The organism is Niallia sp. FSL K6-0212 (assembly GCF_038007605.1).
In the GTDB taxonomy this organism is placed as follows: Bacteria; Bacillota; Bacilli; order Bacillales; family Cytobacillaceae; genus Niallia; species Niallia circulans.
On record NZ_JBBOXL010000001.1, the window covers coordinates 4,726,840 to 4,753,147 of the forward strand.

24 protein-coding genes and 2 other annotated features are annotated in these 26,308 nt (G+C 35.1%); of the genes, 3 read left to right on the forward strand and 21 right to left on the reverse strand.

Annotated elements, in window-relative coordinates; all coding sequences use genetic code 11:
- Positions 1-14 precede the first annotated feature (14 nt).
- A complete protein-coding gene (locus MHH96_RS22840) occupies positions 15-1,175 on the forward strand; it encodes an ROK family protein (protein WP_061798701.1) in 1,161 nt (386 codons plus the stop codon).
- A 277-nt stretch (positions 1,176-1,452) separates the two neighbouring features.
- The gene (locus MHH96_RS22845; RefSeq protein ID WP_047941903.1) at positions 1,453-2,565 is read left to right on the forward strand and encodes an AI-2E family transporter; all 1,113 of its coding nucleotides are present in this window, start codon (positions 1,453-1,455) and stop codon (positions 2,563-2,565) included.
- 91 nt (positions 2,566-2,656) lie between these two features.
- Here the strand turns inward: MHH96_RS22845 and MHH96_RS22850 are convergent, their stop codons facing one another.
- A complete protein-coding gene (locus MHH96_RS22850; protein WP_047941902.1) occupies positions 2,657-3,742 on the reverse strand; it encodes a M42 family metallopeptidase in 1,086 nt (361 codons plus the stop codon).
- Between the two features lie 281 nt (positions 3,743-4,023).
- Between MHH96_RS22850 and MHH96_RS22855 the strand changes: the two genes are divergently transcribed.
- Positions 4,024-4,377 (forward strand): sigma-w pathway protein ysdB, encoded by a 354-nt coding sequence (locus MHH96_RS22855; RefSeq protein ID WP_341118059.1) that lies wholly within the window; start codon positions 4,024-4,026, stop codon positions 4,375-4,377.
- A 130-nt stretch (positions 4,378-4,507) separates the two neighbouring features.
- Here the strand turns inward: MHH96_RS22855 and MHH96_RS22860 are convergent, their stop codons facing one another.
- The 20 genes from MHH96_RS22860 to citZ all read right to left on the reverse strand — a co-directional run bounded on the left by MHH96_RS22860 (position 4,508) and on the right by citZ (position 26,184).
- Positions 4,508-5,083 (reverse strand): TVP38/TMEM64 family protein, encoded by a 576-nt coding sequence (locus MHH96_RS22860; RefSeq protein ID WP_047941900.1) that lies wholly within the window; start codon positions 5,081-5,083, stop codon positions 4,508-4,510.
- A gap of 68 nt (positions 5,084-5,151) precedes the next feature.
- Complete coding sequence (locus MHH96_RS22865; protein WP_082138309.1) at positions 5,152-5,418, reverse strand: DUF1294 domain-containing protein; 267 nt, start codon at positions 5,416-5,418, stop codon at positions 5,152-5,154.
- Between the two features lie 67 nt (positions 5,419-5,485).
- Positions 5,486-5,842 (reverse strand): 50S ribosomal protein L20, encoded by a 357-nt coding sequence (rplT, locus tag MHH96_RS22870; RefSeq protein ID WP_031534824.1) that lies wholly within the window; start codon positions 5,840-5,842, stop codon positions 5,486-5,488.
- A 26-nt stretch (positions 5,843-5,868) separates the two neighbouring features.
- The gene (gene rpmI, locus MHH96_RS22875; RefSeq protein WP_016201803.1) at positions 5,869-6,069 is read right to left on the reverse strand and encodes a 50S ribosomal protein L35; all 201 of its coding nucleotides are present in this window, start codon (positions 6,067-6,069) and stop codon (positions 5,869-5,871) included.
- A gap of 15 nt (positions 6,070-6,084) precedes the next feature.
- Positions 6,085-6,588, reverse strand: a complete 504-nt coding sequence (gene infC, locus MHH96_RS22880) for a translation initiation factor IF-3 (RefSeq protein WP_016201804.1) — start codon at positions 6,586-6,588, stop codon at positions 6,085-6,087.
- 150 nt (positions 6,589-6,738) lie between these two features.
- Positions 6,739-6,876 (reverse strand) — a sequence feature (ribosomal protein L20 leader region).
- A 188-nt stretch (positions 6,877-7,064) separates the two neighbouring features.
- Positions 7,065-9,002, reverse strand: coding sequence for a threonine--tRNA ligase (thrS, locus tag MHH96_RS22885; RefSeq protein ID WP_047941898.1), 1,938 nt, complete (start codon positions 9,000-9,002; stop codon positions 7,065-7,067).
- Between the two features lie 82 nt (positions 9,003-9,084).
- Positions 9,085-9,325 (reverse strand) — a binding site (T-box leader).
- Between the two features lie 71 nt (positions 9,326-9,396).
- Positions 9,397-10,242 carry a sporulation protein YtxC gene (gene ytxC, locus MHH96_RS22890; protein WP_047941897.1) on the reverse strand — a complete coding sequence of 282 codons (846 nt, stop codon included), beginning with the start codon at positions 10,240-10,242 and terminating at the stop codon, positions 9,397-9,399.
- Positions 10,243-10,408: 166 nt separating this feature from the next.
- Positions 10,409-10,717 (reverse strand): hypothetical protein, encoded by a 309-nt coding sequence (locus MHH96_RS22895; protein WP_047941896.1) that lies wholly within the window; start codon positions 10,715-10,717, stop codon positions 10,409-10,411.
- Between the two features lie 41 nt (positions 10,718-10,758).
- Positions 10,759-11,688 (reverse strand): primosomal protein DnaI, encoded by a 930-nt coding sequence (dnaI, locus tag MHH96_RS22900; RefSeq protein ID WP_341118060.1) that lies wholly within the window; start codon positions 11,686-11,688, stop codon positions 10,759-10,761.
- A gap of 21 nt (positions 11,689-11,709) precedes the next feature.
- Positions 11,710-13,116, reverse strand: a complete 1,407-nt coding sequence (locus tag MHH96_RS22905; protein ID WP_047941893.1) for a replication initiation and membrane attachment family protein — start codon at positions 13,114-13,116, stop codon at positions 11,710-11,712.
- A gap of 105 nt (positions 13,117-13,221) precedes the next feature.
- Positions 13,222-13,677 carry a transcriptional regulator NrdR gene (gene nrdR / locus MHH96_RS22910; RefSeq protein WP_047941891.1) on the reverse strand — a complete coding sequence of 152 codons (456 nt, stop codon included), beginning with the start codon at positions 13,675-13,677 and terminating at the stop codon, positions 13,222-13,224.
- Between the two features lie 112 nt (positions 13,678-13,789).
- Positions 13,790-14,395: a dephospho-CoA kinase gene (coaE, locus tag MHH96_RS22915; RefSeq protein ID WP_047941890.1), complete on the reverse strand. Its 606-nt coding sequence runs from the start codon at positions 14,393-14,395 to the stop codon at positions 13,790-13,792.
- Positions 14,396-14,541: 146 nt separating this feature from the next.
- Positions 14,542-15,177 (reverse strand): sporulation membrane protein YtaF, encoded by a 636-nt coding sequence (gene ytaF, locus MHH96_RS22920; protein ID WP_047941889.1) that lies wholly within the window; start codon positions 15,175-15,177, stop codon positions 14,542-14,544.
- A 78-nt stretch (positions 15,178-15,255) separates the two neighbouring features.
- On the reverse strand, positions 15,256-16,083 hold the full coding sequence (mutM, locus tag MHH96_RS22925) for a DNA-formamidopyrimidine glycosylase (protein ID WP_047941888.1): 828 nt from the start codon (positions 16,081-16,083) through the stop codon (positions 15,256-15,258).
- A gap of 126 nt (positions 16,084-16,209) precedes the next feature.
- Positions 16,210-18,834 (reverse strand): DNA polymerase I, encoded by a 2,625-nt coding sequence (gene polA / locus MHH96_RS22930; protein WP_053215650.1) that lies wholly within the window; start codon positions 18,832-18,834, stop codon positions 16,210-16,212.
- Positions 18,835-19,767: 933 nt separating this feature from the next.
- The gene (gene pnpS, locus MHH96_RS22935; protein ID WP_047941885.1) at positions 19,768-21,522 is read right to left on the reverse strand and encodes a two-component system histidine kinase PnpS; all 1,755 of its coding nucleotides are present in this window, start codon (positions 21,520-21,522) and stop codon (positions 19,768-19,770) included.
- Positions 21,523-22,239 (reverse strand): response regulator transcription factor, encoded by a 717-nt coding sequence (locus MHH96_RS22940; RefSeq protein WP_047941884.1) that lies wholly within the window; start codon positions 22,237-22,239, stop codon positions 21,523-21,525.
- A gap of 225 nt (positions 22,240-22,464) precedes the next feature.
- Positions 22,465-23,400: a malate dehydrogenase gene (mdh, locus tag MHH96_RS22945; protein ID WP_047941883.1), complete on the reverse strand. Its 936-nt coding sequence runs from the start codon at positions 23,398-23,400 to the stop codon at positions 22,465-22,467.
- Between the two features lie 186 nt (positions 23,401-23,586).
- Positions 23,587-24,855 (reverse strand): NADP-dependent isocitrate dehydrogenase, encoded by a 1,269-nt coding sequence (gene icd / locus MHH96_RS22950; protein ID WP_047941882.1) that lies wholly within the window; start codon positions 24,853-24,855, stop codon positions 23,587-23,589.
- A gap of 213 nt (positions 24,856-25,068) precedes the next feature.
- Positions 25,069-26,184, reverse strand: coding sequence for a citrate synthase (gene citZ / locus MHH96_RS22955; protein WP_047941881.1), 1,116 nt, complete (start codon positions 26,182-26,184; stop codon positions 25,069-25,071).
- Between the last annotated feature and the right edge of the window lie 124 nt (positions 26,185-26,308).

Below are 26,308 nucleotides of genomic sequence, written 5' to 3' on the forward strand. Positions count from 1 at the left end.
TTTGGAGGAAAATAATGGTCACAGACAAATATGTAATTAGAGAACAAAATGCTTCTCTTGTTATGGAGCAAATTGTTCAGCATGCCCCTATCTCTCGGGCAACCCTTTCGGCTAATATTGGGTTAAATAAAGCAACTGTTTCTGATATAACAAAGAAGTTACTTGAAGAGAAACTAATAGAAGAAATCGGAATTGGCGAAAGTAGTCACTCTGGGGGAAGAAAGCCAATTCTTTTACAACTAAATAAGAAAGCTGGTCTTTCGATTGCCATAGAGCTTGGCTATGACTTTATTTCTACAATGGTTACTTATTTAGATGGAGAGGTGGTTTTTTATAATAAAGAAAGGGGTACGTTTATTAAGAAAGAAAATGTTCTTTCCCATATTTCTGATATTATTGAAAAATATGAAAAAATAAGTAATCTGACAACCTATGGTATCGTTGGGATTGGGATTGCTATACATGGTATTGTTAATAAAAATAATATTTTATTTACTCCTTATTATGATTTAGAGAAAATAGAACTTTATGAAGAGTTAACGAAACTGTATCAGTATCCTATTCATATTGAAAACGAAGCTAATTTAACTGCCATTGGAGAGTCTACTTTTTCAACAGAATTTAATAACTTAATTAGTTTAAGTATCCATAGTGGTATTGGTGCTGGAATTATTATTGATGGGCAATTGTTTACAGGTTTAGACGGAAGAGCTGGTGAAGTTGGTCATTCTATTCTTTATCCAGATGGCAGAACTTGCCCTTGTGGAAATAAAGGCTGCTTAGAGCAATATTGTTCCGATAAGGTTCTTCTTGAGCAGTTTAAAGAGTTAAAACAATTATCCGATGTTACGCCAGATTTATTAGCTGAGCATTACTATGCTAATGATTTAGCAGTACAAGAACTGATTCAGCAACATTGCTATAATCTTTCAAAAGGGTTAAATAATATAATGACTTCTTTTGCTCCAAAGATTATATACATGAATAGTTCTGTCATTCGAAGAGTCCCTGATATACTTTCATTCATTCGTGATAACCTAGAAAGTTCTTTTAATAAAGATATTGTCATTGAAAATTCACGTCTTGGTTCTAAGGCATCTTTATTCGGCGCTACCGCTTTAAACATTCGTAATTTCTTAAATATTTCCCATTTAAAAATTATCAATGTAGAGTAACACGGCTTTTTTGCTTAAGTTAAAGGATGATACAATCCTTTGCTCCTTTCAACAAATTGGAGTGGATTGTATCATTTCTTTTTGTTTCTACCTATATCCTTCCCAAAATACCATTATTTTTTATATTTTTTTGAAACTTTTTTCCCAGCTATTTCGTTAATATCATGATGGATTTATAGGGTGCTATAATCGTTTTATATAATGCATAACTATCATTACAAGAAATAGAGCGAATATGCTATACTTGCTATACAAAATATGAAAAAGGTGAAAAATTTTGACAAAAAAGAAGTTTCATTATTGGTTATTACAAGTTCTTATCATTGTTGCGATTGTTTATCTATGCACAAAAATTTCATTTTTATTTAAACCAGTGGCAGTGTTATTTTCAACTCTTTTTGTTCCCATTATCATTACTGGTTTCTTATACTTTTTACTTAATCCAATCGTTAAGTTTTTGCAAAAAAATAAAATTCCAAAGACACTTGCCATTATTATTCTATATGTTGGTGTTATCGGAATTTTGATTTTGGTTATTGGCAGTATCGTACCTATGATCAGCAAAGAATTTAGTGAGTTATTTAAAAATATACCTAAATATGCTGATGAAGCAGTGCAATATTTCCAATACTTAAATGATACAAAACAGTACAAATGGATTATGAATCAAGAATATGTAAAAATTGAAGATATAACAGAAAACCTAAAGGCCTATGCTCAAACAATTCCAAGCAATATAACAAATGGAATCGGTAAAATCATTAGTACTATGACTAATATCACCATTACAATTGTTACAGTTCCATTTTTACTTTTCTATTGTTTAAAAGATGGCAGCAAATTTCCGGAGGCACTCTCTAAATTTTTCCCTGCGTCTTATCGTAAAGAAGGATTACATATTATCAAAGATACAAGCGAAACAATTGCTGCCTACATACAAGGACAAGTTATTGTAGCTCTATTTGTAGGAACCTTGGCTTTGATTGGTTATTTAATAATCGGTCTTGATTATGCGCTTGTAATGGCTTTACTTGTGGCTGTAACAAACATGATTCCATATGTTGGACCATTAATCGGTGGTGCGCCTGCTGTTATTATCGCTATTTTCACATCACCAACACAAGCCTTACTAGTTATTATCGTCATTACCATTGCTCAACAGATTGAAGGAAATATTCTATCTCCTTTAATTCTTGGAAAAAGATTGGATACACATCCAGCAACCATTATTATTCTGTTATTAGTAGCCGGAAATTTAGCAGGTATTTTAGGAATGATTCTTGCAGTACCAACTTACGCTGCTGTTAAAACGATTGTAATCAATATTAACCGTCTGCTCAAAGCAAGGAAGGCAGCGATCTTGAATACTAAGATACCTCCACTAGAATAAAAATCATGTGGTTATTAGGATAAGATATATGACTTGTTGATAAAGCTTCTTAAAAAAGGGAATTTGATTAAAAAATCAAATTCCCTTTTAATTATGCAAATGTTAATGAATTTACTGTTTCACGATCTAATTTTTTAATTACCTCAACGATTAACTTAACAGCATTTTCATAATCATCACGGTGCAGCATTGCAGCGTGTGAATGAATATAGCGAGTTGCAATCGTGATAGATAAAGCCGGCACTCCCTTATGCGTTAAATGAATGGAGCCTGAGTCTGTTCCACCTGCTGGCACACTGTCAAATTGATAAGGAATATTTAACTCATCAGCAGTATCTGTAACTAAGTCACGTAGTCCTTTATGAGACACCATGGAAGCATCATATAAAATAATCTGAGGACCTTTGCCCATTTTACTTAATGCTTCTTTTTCTGTTACTCCTGGTGTATCACCAGCAATACCAACATCTACGCCAAAACCAATGTCCGGCTCAATAAAGTTTGCAGCTGTTTTCGCTCCACGAAGGCCAACCTCTTCCTGAACTGTGCCCACACCATAGACTATATTAGGGTGATTGCTGTCTTTTAAATTCTTTAATACATCTATCGCAATAGCACAGCCAATACGATTATCCCATGCTTTTGCAAGCAGCATTTTTTCATTATTCATAACCGTAAACTCAAAATATGGAACGACCATATCGCCCGGTTTTACGCCCCACTCCATTGCTTCCTCTTTAGAAGATGCGCCAATATCAATAAAGATATCTTTTAGGTCGATTGGTTTCTTTCTTGCTTCTGGACTTATTACATGAGGTGGTTTTGATCCTGTAATACCAGTGATCTCTCCTTTGCTTGTCACAATTGTTACTCGTTGGGCTAACATTACTTGTGACCACCAGCCGCCTACTGTTTGAAAATAGAGAAAACCTTTATCATCAATACGGGTTATCATAAAACCAATTTCATCAAGATGACCTGCAACCATTATTTTCGGTCCATTTGCTTGGCCAACTTTCTTAGCAATTAAGCTTCCTAAATTATCTGTTGTTACCTCGTCTGCATATTCTGCTATGTACTTTTTCATGACCTCTCTGGGTTCTTTTTCATTTCCTGGAATCCCTTTTGCATCAGTAAGGTCTTTAAGCATTGTTAATGTTTCATCTAATTTCGCCATTATTTCGACTCCCTCAATATAATATATTCTTCATCATTATACTAGAAAATAATTATAGTACAAAGTATAAGATACTTCTTAAGTATAGCTTTATTCAAAAGAGGTTACTCCTTCGTCTTACGGGTATAGAAAAGAACACTTGCTTATATTATGTATCAATTCTTTGTTTCTATTTATTTTTATTTCTTTTTTAAAATATTTTTCTAAAAATGAAACCTTTTATGTTCTCTTTCGTATTCTATTAGTTAATCCTGAAAATTTAAGTTACTGGAGGCTCTTTTATGAAATGGCTTTTGTTAATCGTTCTTCTCTCATTTCTTATTTATGGGTTATTTCGACTCACTTCTTTCTTAACGAATCCGCAGCGAAGATTAACATTCGCGCAAAAGCGTGGAACATTTTATTTGTTTGATAAAAAAGATAATATAAGAATGAATCTCTTACTAACATATAAAGGTCATATGCTTGAGGGGGAAAAATACGCTGCTGCTGAAGAAGTGGATCACATTTTACTCTTTCCTACAAATCCTTATAATACAAAGTTGTCCACTCAAGATAAAGCCGATATAGAACAGTCACTATTGTCTATCTATCCAAAGGCAAAAATCGAATGGACACGGTTTAAAAAGTCGTAAATAACGGAAGCTCGAACTTCCGTAATCAACCAAATAAACCCCTGAACCATTATACATGCATACAAGAAAGCTTCGTATAATGGTTCAGGGGTTATATTCATTTAAGAAAGAAGGTCTTAAATTCTCCTTTTTATTCATGGGCCTCTTTAAAAAATTCTCTCCATTTTATTACCGTAATTTTTTCCCGTAAGATATAAACAAGTATCGCTAACGCAAACAAAATGATCACAACCATTGTCAACGAGAATTGACTGATAAATTGGCCAAAAATAGTATAGAAAAATGCTAAAGGAATATTGCTTATAAAAGAAGTTTTACTATATTCCTTTAAACTTTTTCTTTTTTCCAACAAGCAGAAATTTAATAAATGATAATGAAACACAGGGATCAATCTTAAAACGGAGATTTGTCCGAGTGTTAAATTACGATATTCACCAAACCATCTTTTTTTTAGATGAGATAGTTTGTTATGAGTTTTTGGCAAGCGGTGAATGACCGCATAGAATAAGAGACAATTAATGGTTAAGCCGATAATAGAATAGATGGTACCAAGCGTCACTCCAAATAAAACTCCTCCCGCAATACAGACTAGAATAGGAGGAATAAACAAAAATTGCCGAAGTGTATGGAATAAAATAAAAATAATCGGTGCTAATATCCCACTAACTTCTACCATTACAAATAGGACTGATAACTGCTCTTCCATCTTATCACCTTCTGCTCTAAAGAATCATGTTGTTATTACAGTGTATAAGAAAAGAGATGAGAATATGCCTAAACATTTAGTACATAAAGTACAATCCCAGCTTCTAGTAATGTCAAGAGAGGTAAACCATATTTGAAAGAAACATGCTTTGTTTTATGACGAAACTTTTTCATTCCAATAAATAAACCCAGCGCTCCAAATAGAATAGCCGTAATCCACAATGTTTTTTCACTTATCCGATACTGATGCTTAATTGCTCTTTTTTTATCTATCCCCATTAGAGAGTAAGCGAATATATTCACGACTGCCAAATAGATTAATACATATGTAATCACATGTTCTCCCCTTTCGCAAAAAAGTATAGAAAAAAAGAAGGTATAAGGTACCTTCTTTTTAAAAAACTTATTTTAAGTTTTGTTTTGCAACTGTTGCTAATTCAGCAAATGCTTTTTCATCACTTACAGCAAGTTCAGCAAGCATTTTGCGGTTTACTTCGATACCAGCTAATTTTAATCCGTGCATTAAACGGCTATAAGAAAGACCGTTAATACGAGCAGCTGCATTGATACGAGTAATCCATAATTTACGGAAATCACGTTTCTTTTGACGACGATCTCTGTATGCATACATTAATGATTTCATTACTTGTTGGTTTGCAACTTTGTATAATGTATGTTTTGAACCATAATAACCTTTAGCTAATTTAAGAACTTTTTTACGACGTTTGCGTGTAACTGTACCGCCTTTAACACGTGGCATATTATTTCCCTCCTATATTGAAAAAATTACTTAATGTTGTCTAATAAATGACGAATGCGTTTGAAATCGCCTTTGGATACTAATCCAGCTTTGCGAAGTTTACGTTTTTGCTTAGTAGATTTGTTAGCAAATAAGTGACTAGTATAAGCTTTTGAGCGTTTTAATTTACCAGAGCCTGTCTTTTTGAAACGTTTAGCAGCTCCGCGGTGAGTTTTCATTTTTGGCATTTGGTATTCCTCCTCTTACTTGTCGTTTTTAGGCGCTAAAGTCATGAACATGCTTCGACCGTCCATTTTCGGATGTGATTCCACAGTGGCAACTTCTGCACAAGCTTCTGCAAAACGAACAAGTACACGTTGACCGATTTCCTTATGTGTAATAGCACGTCCCTTAAAACGGATGGATGCTTTTACTTTATCGCCTTTTTCTAGGAACTTAATAGCATTACGAAGCTTTGTATTAAAGTCATGCTCATCTATAGTTGGACTAAGGCGAACCTCTTTAATATTAATGATTTTTTGATTTTTACGTGCTTCTTTTTCTTTCTTTTGCTGTTCAAACTTGTATTTACCGTAGTCCATGATTCGAGCTACTGGCGGCTTTGCGTTTGGAGCAACAAGAACCACATCAAGATTAACACGTGTTGCAATTTCAAGAGCTTCAAATTTCGTTTTAATCCCAAGCTGTTCTCCATTTTGGTCAATAAGACGAACTTCTCTAGCACGAATGCCTTCATTTAAAATCATATCTTTGCTAATAGTTAAACACCTCCAAGGTTAATGACGAATACAACGTTCGGGTCAAGAATAATCTATTCTAGGTCACCTTCTCTAGATTAGATACTAATTGACACTTGACTCCCAAGTTGACATCGTAGGCTTTGTAATCTTTATCATCCAAATAAAAAAGTGTGGATGATCAATTCACCCACACTTACGAAACAAAAGTAATACCTAAAATGTTTTACGTAATACCTGTTAACTACTTGGAATCTGTGTCAATCAGGTGAGAAGCGGGTGCTTCTTCTTTTCCTCAAACTCGTATTCAATTTACCTTAGTAACTATATCACAATTGATATCTATAAGTCAACGAAAGAAATATCACAACGAGAAAAATTTTATCAAAATAATGGATTCAATGCAATACTTTTTATACATAAATTCAGAAAAGCTCGGAATATAGGTTGAAAATCAGAAATTCCGGCTTGGAAATACAACTCATTTAATTCGATAATTTCACTTCTTGTGTTAAATTTTCTAAGAAATCTACATAAGAAACTGTTTCTGATTTTTGTTCTCCGTATTTGCGGACATTTACGGCTTTGTCTTCTACTTCATTGTCTCCCACTACTAGCATGTATGGAATTTTTTTCATTTGTGCTTCACGAATTTTATAGCCGATTTTTTCGTCGCGCTCATCCAGCTCAACGCGGAAACCGTGTCTTTGTAAGTTTTCTTGCACCTTTTTTGCATATTCAAAATGTACAGAAGGTGATACTGGAATAACTTGTACTTGTACTGGTGATAACCAAGTAGGGAATGCTCCTTTGTATTCTTCAATCAAGAATGCAATGAAACGCTCCATTGTTGACACTACACCTCTATGGATAACTACTGGACGATGCTGCTTTCCATCTTCTCCAACATATGTTAAGTCAAAGCGTTCTGGTAATAAAAAGTCCAATTGGACAGTAGAAAGTGTTTCATCCTTTCCTAAGGCAGTCTTCACTTGCACATCTAATTTCGGACCGTAGAATGCTGCTTCTCCTTCTGCTTCAAAGTAATCTAGACCTAGATCGTCCATTGCTTCTTTCAGCATGCTTTGTGCTTTATTCCACATCGCATCGTCATCAAAGTATTTCTCTGTATCTGCAGGATCACGATAAGATAAACGGAACGAGTAATCTGTAATATTAAAGTCTTTATATACTTCTAGCACTAAGTTTACAACACGCTTAAATTCATCTTTAATTTGGTCTGGTCTTACAAAAATATGGGCATCATTTAGAGTCATTCCACGAACACGCTGTAATCCAGATAAAGCACCAGACATTTCGTAACGATGCATTGTGCCAAGCTCTGCGATACGGATTGGTAACTCGCGGTAGCTGTGAATATCATTTTTGTATACAACCATATGATGCGGACAATTCATCGGACGAAGAACTAGCTGCTCATTATCCATTTCCATCACAGGGAACATATCTTCTTGATAGTGATCCCAGTGTCCAGATGTTTTATATAAATCAACACTTCCCATGATTGGTGTATACACATGGTTATACCCTAATCGCTCTTCTTTATCTACAATATAACGTTCTACAATGCGTCTGATTGTTGCGCCTTTTGGCAGCCATAGCGGCAAGCCTTGTCCGACTTTTTGAGAAGTCATAAATAAATCTAATTCTTTTCCGATTTTGCGATGATCTCTTTCTTTTGCCTCTTCTAAAAAGCGTAAGTGCTCTTCTAACTCATTCTTCTTAAAAAAGGCAGTTCCATAAATACGTTGAAGCATTTTATTATCGCTGTTCCCTCTCCAGTATGCACCTGCAATGTTCAGCAATTTAAACTCTTTTAGTTTTCCAGTAGATGGTACGTGAACACCGCGACAAAGATCAATAAATTCTCCTTGTTGGTATAATGTTACTGTCTCGTCTTCAGGAATTGCATCGATTAACTCTAGTTTATATTCATCATCCATTTCTTTAAAAAGCTCAATCGCTTCTGCGCGACTTACTTCTTTGCGGACAATCTCCAGATTTTCGTTAATAATTTTTTTCATTTCTTTTTCAATAGCCGGTAAATCTTCAGGTGTTAACGATTGCTCTAAATCAATATCATAGTAAAATCCATTTTCGATAACTGGCCCTACACCGAGCTTAACATTTCCATAAATTCGTTTAATAGCTTGTGCCATTAAGTGCGCAGAGCTATGGCGTAAGATTTCTAAAGCATCTGGGCTATCCGGTGTAATGATTTCAAAAGAAGCATCCTCTAGTATAGGTCTTTTCAAATCATATAAAGAGCCATTAATTTTCCCTGCTAGTGCTTTTTTTCTTAAGCCTGGGCTAATGGAACCCGCAATATCTTCTGTTGTAGTCCCTTCTGGAAACTCCTTTACCGCTCCGTCTGGAAATGTAATCTTAATTAATTCTGACATGAAACTTCCTCCTTTATTTTTGCCATTAAGCTTTTCTTGTACGATAAGAACCGATTAAAACGCAAAAAAACCCATCCCTATGCGAAGGGACGAGTTTTATAGTAAAAACACGTGGTTCCACCCTAATTCCCAAACAATGAAAATGTCTGGCTTTAGTTTAAACAGATAACGGCTGCTGAAACCGCCAGTCATTACTGAGGATAATCCCGTTCCTGACTGAAGTTTAAAGGTGGTAAGCAATCTTATCGTGTTAGGAAGTTCCCAGCATCCTTCCCTCTCTTGAAACCGTACAAGAAAACTATTGTCCTTATCATTACATGTATAAGTTATAGTTAATTTATGTACGTTATTATATGCTTATCTAGACATAAAATCAAGGGAATTAAAGGGAAACTTACTTCATTTCTGTCTGTGTGCTTATTCTTAGAAAAAACTGTTCTTTATCTAAAAGTTGTACTCGTTCTTCAAAAATATTTAAAATAGTTCGCACAATAGGTAATTCTCTATCCTCTGTATACAAAAAGATAGTTTTCGGTGCGATCGCAAGCAATGGTCCTAGAGAATAGGGATCGATATAATGGGTAGAAGAAACAACATTTTTTTGATCATACAGCATCATTAGCTCTTGCTGGGGAATTTCCCGGTATTCTGTATCAAAAAATTGTATTTCTAGATCAATTAACACATGAATATGATTCACTTTTGCAGCCTTTTTGGAAAGGGAATTTCGCAAAGTATGAATAAACACCTGATATTCTTGTTCCATTTTGTACTCATCAATCGATAATTCTATGTATTTTATCAACTTTCCAATAAAAGACTTTAATCGAAAGGTCACAAAGGAATCAAAGGAAAATTCTTTATGTTGTTCTATTATGAAGTTATTCATACACTCTGAAAGACAACTCTTTATGTTTATCTCTTTTATTAAAGTGGTAAGTCCTTCCCGCTCTTCCTCCACTAAACTGTGAAGTATTTCTAATATACTCCGCTGTTCTAGTTCATCCATATAGAAATAACGATTTTTTAATATTTCTCTCGCCCAATCATCTGTTTTTATATGCAAGATAAAAGCGGTTAAGCATTTCTTTATCTCCTGACTGCTTCCATCTGTTTTAACGACTATACACTTATTGTCGTCGTCCACTCTGTCAAACGACTCCACATATTTTACCTGTTTCTTCAGTATGCGCAAAAATCTCAAAGCATCTTTTTGATCATGAAATTGAATTTCAATCAACCGTATCCCCCCTTTATAAAGAAGTCCTCGATTTCATATATATGGGGGGGAGGTAGAAAATAGACTTAAAATATGTATGCAGATTAATGGACGATTATAAAAAATAGTTAAAAAACAAAAAAGACAGACTATCCACTTAGTCTGTCCTCACCACTTTATAAACCAATCATAAAAAAAATAGGATAGCTCCTAATACGAGAGCATACAAAATAATATATCCTATATACAATTTTTGAAACGAAATAGAACGCTTTTCGCATCGAGTTCTAATATATGCAAGTAATCTTCTATTCTTTGTTATATACGTATAGGTTAAACCAAATACTAATAACGCTAGGATTATCTTATAGATTCCCGGGCTGTAAAAAGATAGAAAAAAGGGAATTAACAATAACAATATCGTTATTGATACAAAGAAAAGAAACTGATTATATCGCTTTATTGCTAATTTTTCCGCATTTGAAATTTCCGTCAACACACATTTCTCCTTCATAGAAATTGAAACTTTTTAACTTATTATAGTCGCTTATTTTTCCCTTTGACGCGAATAGGTGTAGATAAATAACGAATTCTCTCCATTACTCTCATCGCTTTCATCTTTTCCTCTTCTCCTCTTTGCGAATAAGTAAGATGATGCTCTAAGCCACTAAAGTCAAAATTGGACGTAAATAACGTTGGTAAATTCTCTAACATTCTGAACTGCAAAATCGGCCCAAGCACCTCATCTCGAATCCAACTAGACATTGTTTCTGCTCCGATATCGTCCAGCATTAAAATAGGCTCACGTTTTATACTTTCGATTTTATCATTTAATGTACTATCAGCAATGGAGCTCTTCATTTCTCTAAATAATTCAGGAACATATACAATCATAGAGGAAATTTGCTTTTGTGAAAGCTTATTAGCAATTGCTCCTAAAATATACGATTTTCCTACACCAAACTCTCCATAAAAATAGATCCCTTTATGTCTTTCACCAGGTTTATAATCTTCTACAAATCGGATAGCCGCTTCCACTGCCTCCATTCTCTCTCCGTCAAGATCAATGGTATTAAAGGAAGCCTCTAGAATATCCTTTGGTACATATAAGCTTTTAATCAGCTTCTCTTTTTTCTTCTGATTATCTTCCGTCAACTTACGGGGACAACGGTCATACTGAATCTCTATATTCCCTCTGACTATTACTAGACTAGGATGGTATCCCTGCATCATATTTACACATTCCTGAAGACTAGGGCATTTATTACAAGCTTTGCTTTGATTGGCATATTCATATAGCTTTATCATGCCAACATCAACTGCATTGGAAGTAAGCTCATCCTCATGCTCTCGTAGAAAGGCTCTTACATCAGGATGTGCAAGCACTTCCTGCTTCATAGCACGGTATCGTTCCTGAAAATTATTACCCTCACCAAATTTCTTTAAGGTATCGTTAATTCTTTCCACCGTTTACTCCACCACCTGATATTATAATTTTTTTATGCGTTCTTCCAGCTCACGCTTTTTTTGTTCCAAATCTTGATCGTTTGCTTCCTTAGAAGAAGTATTTCCCTCCGTTTTCTTCGTTCCTTCGTTATCCTGATTTTGCCCAAACCATTCGGGAATTTTTTCTGTCCGAATAACTTTTCGGGTTGACTTCGACTGTGGATTTTTTTTACCTTGAGCCCATTCCATATATTGCTTATGCTCTTTTTTGGCTAGAGCCATTGCCTCTTTTACTGTACGGATATTCTTTCTAACCCATTGGCCAGCAATCTTCTCCATATATCCCTTTGTCAATTTCATATCTGTTTTTAGCATAACATATTGAATTAGTACATTGATTACACCTGGAAGCAGCTTCTGCGAAAACATTATTTCTTCGATTATTTGCAAATCTGTTTTGGAAGGTTCTGCCCCTCCTGAAACGTCCTTCAACACTTGACGCGGGGAGGTATGATCTAAATAATAGATTAATTCTTCCTCTTGTGATTTTGGCGCATCAGTTGATGAATAATCCTTTTGCGGCTGTTTCCGATCCACTAACATCGGCAGCAAGTCATTATGTTGAAATTGATACCAATCACGAGCAGCTATTCTCAGTTCTTCAATATCAATCTCATCCTGTTGGTTAATCGCACTAATGACAATATTCTTCATTTGAATCGGATCAATTCCATAAATAAAGGCAAGATTATGGATTGCTTCCTTCACCTTTTTCGTAAATGCCTTTTTCGATAATAAAGAATCGTGTATTCCTGCATATAACAATTCAAAGTCAAAATCGCTCTTAGTAATTTGTATTCCAACTTGTTCTTCTCTTCCCATATAGGTTTGATCAGCAGTCTCTTCTTCCTCTAATTCATGCATTGCTCGAACAGCTCCACTATGATCAGACACAAACACCTCTTGGAAGGCTTTCGTTATGGGCTGAAAACTAGGATCCACGATTTTTTCATCCGAAAAGAATTTTTTCAATCTGCTATACTGTGCTTTTCCAATTTTTCTATATAAATAAACATTTAACATTCCATCAAGAAAATACTGAGCTGGTGATAAAGGCGGCTGTAGTTCATAGATAAACGACCGATTGCCATCTTCTTTCTTTAAATATGTTTTTAAAAGACCTATTCCTTCTAACTTTAATCTTGCTTCATATATATCATTTAAACCACAACTCATAAAATTCATTAAGCTATGATGTGTATTTGTCAGAGACCACAAGCGATTTTCTTCCACTTCTGCCCATAAGGTCATGTATAAAGCTAAACACTTTGTCCCAATTAATGGTTGATATAAGAAGGTGATTGTCTTTCGATCATAATCACTCAACAGTCCATTCACCGCTACTCGATATCTATCGACGGGAAGCAGGTCTTGCCAATGCTGAGACATACTCATCCTTCCTTTCTATTTCAATCCTTTCCGCCACAGGGAGGAAAGGCAAAAAAGAGCCAAAGAAATCTTTAGCTCCCTTAGTAATCTTTTCCATGTAACTTTTTAATCTTTTTTAATTAATTCTTTCAATTCATCAATAAACACATTAATATCTTTAAATTGGCGATATACAGATGCAAAACGTACATACGCTACTTCATCGATTTTCGCCAGTCGATCCATTACCATCTCACCGATTGCTTCACTTTTTATTTCGGAAGCAGCATTACTGCGAAGTTCTTTCTCTACTTCTGCTGTTATTTCCTCTAATTGTTTTAAAGCTACCGGTCTCTTCTCACAAGCTCTTATTAAGCCGCGCAATATTTTATCCCTGCTAAATTCTTCACGCGTCCCTTCCTTCTTCACTACAATCAAAGGAATTTCTTCTACCTTTTCAAAAGTAGTAAATCGATTCCCACAAGCTTCACATTCTCTTCTTCTTCGAATCGATTTATACTCATCAACTGGTCGTGAATCAAGAACGCGGGTGTTATTATGTTGACAGGTAGGACATCTCATCTCTATTATCAGCTCCGAATTCTTTGTTCCATGTATATACTTATCTTCATATTATATAAAATTACAAGCTTGTACAAGTAATTATCTAAAATTCTCTATTAAAAGATGAAATTCAGCGAGGGGAAACTCCCCATTTTTTTAAAATTCTATTTGCTTGGTGGATTGACTCTTCCATCGATCCATTATTATTAATTACTTCATCAGCAAGTGCAAGTTTCTCCTGTAACGGCATTTGAGCGTTTATTCTTTTAAGCGCTTGCTCATAACTTAAATCGTTTCTTTTCATTAATCGCGCAATTTGAGTATCCTGATCTACATATACTAAGATTGTTCGATCAACTGTATGATTTAATTTATTTTCAAACAGCAAGGGAATATCTAAAATCACCACTTTTTCGCCAGCTTCCACTGCTTGTCTCTGCTTCTCCTCCATCCTTCTTCTAACATCAGGATGCACAATACTATTAAGCACACGCCGTTCCTCTTCATTTGAAAAAATAATTTCTCCCAGCTTTTGGCGATTTAGCGTTCCATCTGAATGTAAAACTTCCTTACCAAAATGAGCCGCTATTTTTATATATGCTGGTTCTCCTTTTTCCACAGCGAGTCTTGATTCAATGTCCGCATCGATAATCGGAATATTTAGTGATTGATAATAAGAGGAAATTGTTGATTTTCCACTCGCAATTCCTCCCGTTAATCCAACTATTAACGTCATAAAAATACCTACCTTATTGATTTTTAGTATGTAACAAAATCGAGAAAAAAGCCTTCTCTTTTTAAAGGAAAGAAGATAGATAATTCTAAAGGCGATTAGCCAAGGAGGTTCACCGCCTTAAAAAAACCAATTTCATAAATAAAAAATTAAAGTTTAAAGATGCCAATAATGATTAGGATAATCCCAGGAATAAAGGAGAATTTATCCATATAACTTTTCTCTGAAAGAAATCTCCCTAGATAAATCCCTAATAAAACAAAGGAAGTACTCATAAAAATCACAGCAAGCGTTAAAAGTAATGGAGGAAATCCTAGCATAGAAGCACCAATTCCAGCTCCAAATGCATCCAAAGACAAGGCGAAACCTAACACAACTGCTTCTAGCCCAGTAATTGTTCCTGATTTATCAAAATCGGCTGTTAATGGCTTCTTTAAAATATTGATGACAATCCCTAAAGATTTTATTTCAAAATTAATAATATTCTTTTCTTCTGTTAGTATTTCTTTTTCCTTGCTTGGCTTAAAATATTGATAAAGAATCCAACCACCTAATAGGATTAAAATAATCCCACCTATACTCTCTGCAAACGAAGGGGAGAATATCCTTGAGATAACATGACCAACTAACATCGCAATCAGAAGTGTCAAACCGGAACAACAGGCGATAATCAAAATAGAATTTAGGGGCATTTTCATTTTTCGAAGTCCGTACGTAAAACCAACACTAAAGCTATCGATGCTAACAGCGATTGCTAATAATAAAAGAGAAAACACCTGGACCATAAAGATAAGCTCCTTCCAAATCAATAGTAATATACTATATGGAAAGAGCCCATCCAATGTTAATTCAGGATTATTGTTTTATTTTTTTTGGCAATTAGGACAAAAAACGGTTCCTCTTCCACCGACTATAATTCTTTCTAAAGTATGGCCACATACTTTGCACTCTTGGCCTTTACGACCATATACATATAGTTCAAGCTGGAACATTCCAATTTGTCCTTGGGTGTTTACATAAGAGCGGATCGTACTACCACCTTTTTCAACCGCTTCAGATAAAGTAGCAATGATTTCTTTATATAATTTTTCTATTTCTTTCTCTTCTAGAGAACTTGCTACTCTCTCCGGATGAATGCCACTCCGGAATAAAGATTCATCTACATATATATTTCCTAACCCAACCACAATCTTTTGGTCCAACAATGCTGTTTTGATACTGCGATTCGTTTTGGATAAACGCTCTGAAAAATTCGCTATCGTAAAGTCAGCAGCAAAAGGTTCAGGTCCTAATTGGGAAAGGGGCATGGCGTTTAATTCTTCCCCTTTTTTAAATAAATGCATAGTACCGAATTTCCGGACATCTTTATATCTTAGCTCTGAACCATCTTCAAAAAAGAAAATAACATGTGTGTGCTTATCAACTGGCTCTTGCGCTTGAAAAACTCCATATTTACCTTCCATTCGCAAATGGGAGACGATGGTAAAATCATTTGTTTCAATTAATATAAATTTCCCACGTCTTTTAACATCTAAAATGGTTTGACCAACCAATGCATCTGAAAATTCTTCCACATTTTCTGGTTTTTTAATCATTTTTGCCCATGATACAACCACTTCTTTTATTATTTTATTTTGCGTCAGCTGTTTCAGCGTTTTACGTACCGTTTCAACTTCTGGTAATTCTGGCACTTCTATCTCCTCCTTTCTTGTAAAAAATTTCTTTTGTATTTTATGGTTCGTAAAATTTGTTACTTTAAACCATCGCCTAATTATTACCATTGAAAAAATAGTAATCTTTTGGAAAACAAGACTTTATTATTTCGCATCATACCAAGTTGGGCCGTAAGAATAGTCCACTTTTAAAGGCACACTTAATTCAACTGCATGTTCCATTACATCTGGAACAATTTCTTTTAGCTTGTCTATTTCGTCTTTAGGAGCTTCAAAAATCAATTCATCGTGAACCTGCAGCAATAGTTTTGCTTTCAAACCTTCTACTTCCAAGCGCTTTGCCATATCAATCATCGCCTTTTTGATGATATCAGCTGCACTTCCTTGGATTGGTGTATTCATCGCCGTTCTCTCTGCAAAACTGCGAAGATTAAAGTTTCTGCTCGTGATATCAGCTAAATATCTTCTTCTCTGAAGCAAAGTGGAGACATAGCCTTTTTGCTTTGCATCTGCTACTATTTCTTCCATATAATTTCTTACTCCTGGATAACTTTCTAAGTAACGCTCAATAAATTTCGCCGCTTCTTTTCTTGTAATATGCAGACTTTGGGAAAGACCATAATCACTAATACCATATACAATACCAAAGTTAACTGCTTTAGCGTGTCTCCGCATATTGGAGGTTACTTCGTCAGCTTCTACATGGAAAACAGACATAGCTGTTTCTGTATGAATATCATGATCTTCTCTAAATGCTTCGATTAATTTCTCATCATTAGCGATATGAGCAAGTACCCGTAACTCTATTTGACTATAGTCAGCCGCAAAAATAACCCAATCCTCTTCTGTCGGAACAAACGCTTGTCTTATTTTTCTTCCTTCTTCTAAACGAATCGGGATATTTTGCAAATTAGGATCAATCGAGCTTAAGCGACCTGTTTGTGTTAGTACCTGGTTAAATCTTGTATGAATTCTTCCATTATGGACCACTTTTTGCAAGCCTTCTATATAGGTTGATTGCAATTTCCCCAGCTGTCTATATTCTAATATTTCTCTAATTACTTCATGTGAACTAGCAAGTTGCTCTAATACATCAGCAGATGTGGAATAGCCTGTCTTCGTTTTCTTGACAACTGGCAATCCAAGTTTTTCAAATAAAATCACACCAAGTTGCTTCGGAGAATTAATATTAAAGGTTTCACCAGCCAGCTCATAAATTCGACCTTCAATTTCTTTCAACCTTTCGGAAAGCTCTTGCCCCATTGCTTTTAGTCGAGATACATCCACCTTTACTCCAGTTGATTCCATATCAGCAAGTACCAAGCTTAAAGGCATTTCTAAATCGTAAAATAAAGCTTCTTGATCGTTCTTTCTCAATTCATCTTCCATTTTCTCTTGAATAGCCTTCAAAGCGAATGCTTTTCTCACGAGATGGTCTGCTAATATTTCTTGTTCGGGAACCTTTCTTTTTGCTCCTTTTCCATAAAATACTTCATCTGATTGCAAATTAGTAAAATCATATTTTTTAGCAACAGAGGCAACATCTTCAATGGTTGCAGAAGGATCCGCTAAATATGCTGCGATAAGAACATCAAATGTAATTCCTTTTAAATGAATTCCTTGATGACGTAACGATACTTCCGATCTTTTAGCATCATAAACAATCTTTTCTTTCTTTTCATCTTCTGCCCAATTTTTAAAAGCAGACGACTTTAAAGCATGGTCAATTGGAAGATAGTATGCGCCGTTATCATTTAAAAGAGAAATTCCCAGAATAGGTGCATAATGATAATTATCTTCTAGTACTTCAACATACATCATATTTCTATCAGAAAAAATATCCTCTGTGATATTTTCCACTGTTTTAAATTCGATATCTTCTAATACAAGTTCTTCTTTTTCTGGTGCATCTCCTAATTTTTCAAGAAGAGAATTAAAGCCAAGTTCTTTAAAAATCTCCTTTAATTTCTCTATTTGCATGCCCGGAAATTCTGTATCTTCTAATGTTATGGTTAAAGGAGCTTCTCTGAAAATAGTAGCAAGTTCTTTACTCATTAAAGCTTGGTCCTTAAATTCTTCTAACTTTTCCTTCAGCTTTTTACCACTTACTTTGTCAATAGATTGGACTAAATTTTCTAAGGAATCAAATTCCTTCAGCAGTTTGATAGCTGTTTTTTCACCAACACCAGGAACACCCGGAATATTATCTGAGCTATCCCCCATTAGACCTTTCATATCAATAATTCGGTCAGGTGTCAGTCCATATTTTTCTTGGATATGGCTTGGAGTATAGGACTCCATATCTGTAATTCCTTTTCTGGTGATATAGACAGTTGTCTTATCCGAACTTAATTGGGTTAAATCTTTATCTCCAGAAATAACAACCACTTCAAAACCATCTTTTTCTCCTTGAAGAGAAAGTGTTCCGATAATATCATCAGCTTCATAATTTTCTAATTCGTAATGATGGATACCATAGGATTTCAACAACTCTCTAATATAAGGGAATTGCTCCGATAATTCTGGTGGCGTTTTTTGACGCCCCCCCTTATATTCACTAAACGTTTTATGACGGAAAGTTGTTTTCCCTGCATCAAAGGCAACAAGAGCATGTGTTGGCTTTTCTTCTTCGATAATTTTCATAAGCATCATAGTAAAACCATAAACAGCATTAGTGTGCACACCTTTATCATTGTTTAATAGAGGCAAAGCAAAAAACGCTCGATACGCAATACTATTACCGTCAATTAAGATTAATTTCTTTTTCAAGAAATCCTCCTCCATCCTTTTAATAAGGTATATTTTCTCGTATATAAACGGGGATTATTACACGACTCAATACTATTTATTTTACATGACATATTCATAAATGTAAAAAAGCAGAGATTGTGATAAAAGAGGTCTTACTAGACACGTGCATATTTCACCCTACAAGGAAATATGCGTGCAGTACACATCTTTTAACAACAAACTCCGCTATTTTTACAGAAGAAAAAAACAATTTAGGTATATCGACACTGGCATGGATTAGAGGATCACAATTCTACCACCAATCATTTACGATTCCTTTCCTGCCATACCCACTATTAAAAGGGGAAGCCAAAAGCGGGGTAGCTTTCAGCTTAAGTCCTTAACCAAATGGATAAGGGGGACTTCAAAAATAATTGTACCAACAAAGTGTAAACCCACCATAAACCAAATGTAAAAACAATGTAAAGGAGGTAGAAAAGTGGAGGAGGCTGTTTATCGGTGTACAAACTGGAGACTATCGACTGAGATAAAGGATACACGACGAACGATAGAGAGTCGATATTGACTTATCGTAGGGAGATCGTCGGAAGTTTGCTAACCGATAGGCTCCGCAGCTAGACAATGAAAAGCGGAAGGTACCGTTTAGCGCCTTGTAAACTGGAGCGATTCTCTCAAGATAAAGGATACACCATGAACGCTAGTGAATGGATGTTGACTTATCGTAGAGATAATCGTGAAGTTTAGCTGGCGCTGGTACCTGGAGCTAGACAAGTAGAAAAGCGGAGGAGGCTGTTTATCGGTGTACAAACTGGAGACTATCGACTGAGATAAAGGATAATCTTCTTTCTGAAAATAATTAAAACCCCAAACAATTATACGAAATTTTCAGCACTTTACGTATAATCGTTTGGGATTATATTTGGTTAAAAAACTTAATCTCCAGTCTATTTCCTAAAATGGAAATTCCTTATGTAAAATAACAGTGAAGGTCGTTCCTTCTCCCATTTTACTCTCTACTTGAATGGTTCCTCTATGAAGTTCTACTAAATGCTTCACGATCGCCAGTCCTAATCCAGTACCTCCAGAATTTCTACTTCGAGCTTTATCCACCCGATAAAAGCGTTCAAATATTCTAGGAATTTCTTCTTGCTCTATTCCAATCCCAGTATCTTGGATTTTCACTTCGATTTTCCGTTTCTTTTCCACGACATAGACAGTGATTTCTCCATCATTCGGGGTATAGATGACCGCATTCGTTATAAGATTTAGAAAAACTTGCGTTAATCTACTTCTATCACCCTCAATTTGAATAATTTCATTCGCTTGAGGAAAAAATAGCTTAATATTTTTCGCTTCTGCTCTACCTTTCAACATTTTTGTCGCTTTATTGAGAATTTCCACCAGATTAAACTCCTCTTTATTTAAGGCAAAATGGTGTTGTTCCAATTTTGATAGATCGAGAAGGTCTTGAATTAACGTCTGTAATCGGTGACTCTCTTTTAAAATAATTCGTAAAAATTCCTCTAACGTCTCTTTATCTTCCATAGCACCGTCAAGAAGTGTTTCCGAGAAGCCTTTAATAGAAGTAATAGGTGTTTTTAATTCATGTGAGACATTGGCTACAAAGTCTTTACGAATTTGCTCGAGCTTTTTCAATTCTGTTATGTCATTAAAAACAAGTAAAATCCCCATCCATCGGTCATTCGTCCCTATAATAGGCACTCCGTATACTTGGAAACTTTTTTTCTCATTTTTAATTTCAAGGGTCATTTCTCGGATTACCTTATGCTCAGTCATAAATATTTCTTCCGCTAGATCCATCACTTGTCTGTATGGAATGACTTTGTAGTATTGTTTATAGAGATAATCAGCAGAACGGACAAAGAACATATCCTTATAGGATTTATTGATTAAATTGATATATCCTCTGCTATCAATTAATAGTAATCCACTACTAATACTCTCAATCAATGTTCCTAAACGATCTTCTTGAATTTCTTGTGCTTTTACCATCTCTTGCATATCTTTAGCTACTTTATTTAGCGAAGAACTAAGTACTCCTGTTTCATCTACTCGATCTTCATAGGTTCTCGCATGATAATTACCATTCGCTAAATCGACAGCAACTTTAGTAGCCGACTCAATGGGTCTTATATAACGATAAATTAATTTATAGCCAATTAAATAAATCACTAAAAGCGACAAGAAAAATGAAGCAAAAATAATCCAATTAATGTGCTGATAAGCATTTTCTATTTCTTCGATTTTTGCACCAATTAATAGATATCCTAATCTCCCCTCTTCACCAGTTAACTTTTGTTGATAAAAATGAAAGTTAGGATTTCCATTAATAGTTACCGCTTTAGCTTTTTCATTTGAAAGCAGTCTCTGCATTCGATTTTCATATTCTGTATCTGTCTGCAGTTCTCCTTCGTTGAAGAGAATCTCTCCAGTTTCATCCATAACAGTAATTTGTATATCTAATGCTTCGCTATATTCTTGTAATAAACGATTATTAATGTCTAACCCTTCGCCATTTTGCATTATTTGATTTGCGATTAAAGTGCCTTCTCGTTTCAATCGACTGTCAAAGGAGTCCATAAACGTCTTTTTATTATATGATTCGATAAATATTGCTACGAACAAAAACACGATAAATATAGTAAATAAAACACTCGCCATTAATCGAGATTTAAAGCTCTTCATTTACTTTGGTTCCTCTAACTTATAACCTAATCCACGAATCGTTTTAATATATATTGGTTTTTTCGTATTCTCTTCAATTTTTTCACGTAAGTGACTAATATGTACATCTACAATTCTTGTATCTCCGACGAAGTCATAATTCCAAACTGCACTTAATAGTTGATCCCTTGTAAGAACTCTTCCCTTATTTTTTACAAGATATAATAATAACTCAAACTCTTTCGGAGTTAACTCTAATAAGTCTCCTTTGAAATATGCTTCATAATAATTAGGAAGAACTCTTAGTTCGCCTATTTTTATACCATCGTCCTCTTCTTCGTCTACTTCATCCGAGGCTGCTGGCACTTGCATTTGAATTCGTCTTAATACAGCTTTAATTCGAGCAATGACTTCACGGGGGCTAAAAGGTTTAGTCATATAATCATCTGCACCTAGTTCAAGCCCTAAAACTTTGTCAAACTCATCGTCTTTAGCTGTTAACATTAAAATAGGAGTTAACACTTTCTGTTGGCGTAATTCTTTACAAACATCCATCCCATCTTTTTTTGGCAGCATTAAATCTAGTAAGATGACATCTGGATTAGCAGTTAGTGCTAGATTCAATCCTTCTTCTCCATCCATGGCAGTTAATACATCATAACCTGCCTGTTGTAAATTATACTTAAGTAGAGTTACGATAGATTGTTCATCATCTACAACTAAAACCTTTTTCTTCATATACAGCCTCCAAATATGTTAATTCCCCTAAAGTCCCCTTATACCTATTTTCATTATAATATATTGTTCACTAAAAATGGAAAAAACATTTATTTCCTGTTTACAAATAGGAAATACTACTTAAACCTTTTCGTATTCGTCTCTGATAAAGCATCGAGCTTTATTGATTAAATGAAATACAAAAAATCGGCTAGCTCTTTTTTATCGAGCTGCCGACTTTTATACTTAATTTAATACTGTCAATACACTACGAACGGAGTGAACAGATTTATCTAGAGCTGCCTTTTCTTCCTCTGTTAACTCCAGTTCGATAATTTGTTCGATTCCGTTTCCGCCAAGAATTGTAGGTACACCTAGATAAAGATCGTTATAGCCATATTCTCCTTCTAAATAAGCGATGGTAGGTAGGATACGTCTTTGACTTTTAATTATAGCTTCACACATATCTACCACAGAAGCTGCTGGAGCATAATAAGCGCTTCCGTTTCCAAGTAAATTTACAATTTCCGCTCCGCCAATTCTTGTTCTTTCAATAATCTCATCCAAGCGATGTTTTGGAATTAGTGCTTCTAATGGAATACCACCTGCATAGGAATACCGTATAAGCGGAACCATATCATCACCATGTCCGCCTAATACAAATCCTGTAATGTCCTTAACGGAAAGATTTAACTCCATTGCCACAAAGCTTCGAAAGCGTGCTGTATCTAAAACACCCGACTGCCCAATTACTCTATTTTTAGGAAAGCCCGATTCTTTATAAACAGTATATGTCATAGCGTCAACAGGATTAGTGAGCACGATAATAACAGAATTAGGCGAATATTGAACAATTTCCTTAGTTACCGATTTCATAATTGCTTGATTTGTCTGCACAAGATCATCTCTACTCATACCCGGCTTTCTAGCCATACCAGCAGTTATTACGACAATATCAGAATCAGCTGTATCTTTATAGTCGGAAGTTCCCGTTATATTTGCATCAAACCCTTGTACAGGACTTGCTTCAAACATATCCAATGCTTTTCCCTTTGTGGAGTTTTCATTTCGCGGAACATCTAATAATACGATATCACCAAGTTCTTTTTGAGCAAGCAAAAAAGCAGTTGTGGCCCCAGTAAAGCCTCCACCAATGATGGAAATTTTCTTACGTTTAACCATATTATTTCCCCCTTATTAGACCGAGAATGAATGAAGCCCCCAATAAGCAGATACTAAGCAGAGTCCCCTTTTACTCTATTTAGTAAATACTTTTCCCAGCTTATCTCATTCTAATCCAATACCGTAAATCTTCTATTTTGGACAAAAAGGAAGAAGAGATGAGACAATCTCTTCTTCAATTTGTTATTAATTCATGTTCTTAATTAATTCATCACCGAACTCGGAACATTTCACTTCTGTAGCACCATCCATTAGACGAGCAAAGTCATATGTAACAACTTTGGAAGCAATTGTTTTTTCCACGGATTGAATCACTAATTGTGCAGCTTCAGTCCAGCCTAAATGTTCAAGCAATAGAACACCTGAAAGAATAACAGAAGATGGATTTACTTTATCTAAACCAGCATATTTAGGAGCAGTTCCGTGTGTAGCTTCAAAAATAGCATGGCCAGTTTCGTAATTTATATTTGCTCCAGGAGCAATACCGATTCCACCCACTTGTGCTGCTAAAGCATCAGAAATATAATCTCCGTTTAGATTCATTGTCGCAACTACATCAAATTCTTTTGGACGAGTAAGAATTTGTTGTAAGAAAATATCAGCAATAGAATCTTTAATAATGATTTTACCTTCTGCTTCTGCTTGAGATTGCGCTTTATTTGCTGCATCAGAACCCTGTTCTTCTTTAATACGATCATACTGGGCCCATGTAAATACTTTATCTCCAAATTCTTTTTCAGCTAATTCATAACCCCAGTTTTTAAATGCGCCTTCTGTATATTTCATAATGTTTCCTTTATGTACTAGAGTTACCGATTTACGACCTTCTTTAATCGCATAATTAATCGCAGCTCTTACTAAACGACTTGTTCCTTCTTCTGATATCGGCTTAATTCCAATTCCAGATGTTTCAGGGAATCTAATTTTATTAACTCCCATCTCTTGTTGTAAAAAGTTAATTAATTTAGAAGCAGCCTCTGAGCCCTTCTCATATTCAATTCCTGCATAAATATCTTCAGTATTTTCACGGAAGATAACCATATCTGTATCTTGAGGTCTTTTTACCGGAGAAGGAACTCCTTCAAACCATCTTACTGGACGTAAACAAACAAAAAGATCCAATTCTTGGCGCAAGGCAACGTTTAAAGAACGAATACCGCCACCAACTGGTGTAGTCAATGGTCCTTTTATAGCAATTAAATACTCTCTAATTACATCCAATGTTTCAGAAGGTAACCATTCCCCTGTTTCATTAAATGCTTTTTCACCAGCTAATACTTCTTTCCAAACAATTTTCTTTTCCCCATTGTATGCTTTTTCAACAGCTGCATCCAAAACTCTTGATGATGCTGCCCATATATCTGGTCCAATTCCATCTCCCTCAATATAAGGTACAATCGGATTTGCTGGTACATTTAATACTCCATCTACTACTGTAATTTTTTCTCCTTGCATGTTTCTATCCCTCCGTAAAAAATAGTTTCCTTTTCCAATGTAACAACGTTCATTGGAAAAAGAATGAAATAAATTTATTATAACAAGCTTTTATAAGCTAATTATATTTACTATTCTGACGAATAAAAAAGGAAAACGCCAATACGCAAAGTAAATTAACCCATCATTAAGTATATATTATTCTATTACTCTATGGGAAATTATATCCTTTTTTTATCGCTCTTGAACTGGAATATATTCCAAACGCTCTGGCCCAATATAATCTGCTCTAGGTCGAATAAGGCGATTATTATCATACTGCTCCAGAATGTGAGCCAGCCAGCCAGAAACTCTGCTTACTGCAAAAATCGGGGTGAATAAGTCATGATCAATACCTAAACTATGATAAACAGAAGCTGAAAAGAAATCTACGTTTGGAACTAAATTTTTCTCTTCTTTTAACAGTGTCTCAATCTTAACACTCATATCATATAATTGAGGTTCACCCGTCAATTGTGTTAATTTTCTTGCCATTTCCTTTAAATGTTTGGCACGAGGATCGCCCTTTCGATATACTCGATGGCCAAATCCCATTATTTTTTCTTTGTTGGCCATCTTTTCTCGAATATATGGCTCCACATTTTCAATGCTTCCGATTTCTTTCAGCATTTTCATTACTGCCTCATTTGCCCCGCCATGCAACGGTCCTTTTAATGCCCCAATAGCTGAAGTAATTCCAGAATATACATCAGACAATGTAGCTACACACACTCTTGCAGTGAATGTAGACGCATTCAATTCATGATCAGCATGAAGTACAAGTGCTTTATTAAAGGCTTCAATAGCAATCGCCTCTGGTTCTTTGCCATTAAGCATATAAAGGAAATTAGCAGCAAATCCTAAATCTTTTCTTGGCGAAATTGGTTCCAGCCCTTTTCTTAATCTTGAAAAAGCTGTTACGATAGTCGGAATTTTCGCTTGAAGTCTTACAGCTTTTAAATAGTTTGCTTCAGAATCCATTGCATCGGCGTGTTCATCATACGCTCCTAGTAAAGACACACTTGAACGAAGTACTGCCATTGGATGTACGTTATTTAATGGCATTAGCTTCATTTGTTCAATCAAAGAAACAGGTAATTCAGCATTATCTGCCAATTCTTGTTTTAGCTTTGCCAGTTCCGTATCAGTTGGCAACTTTTGATGCCATAATAAAAACACTACTTCTTCAAAACTGGAATGCTCTGCTAACACATCAATATCATAACCCACATAAGCAAGTGAATCATCTATAATGGAACTGATAGAAGATGTTGTAGCAATAATCCCCTCAAGCCCTTTTGTAACAGCCATACATATCTCTCCTTTACAACTTTTCTTTAATAGTTAGTACAACTCATTCAAACTCCCAGTATTGTCCCTGTTGTAGTTACCAATATTGTGAAAATCTGTAAAACAAAACAATGGAATTCATCTT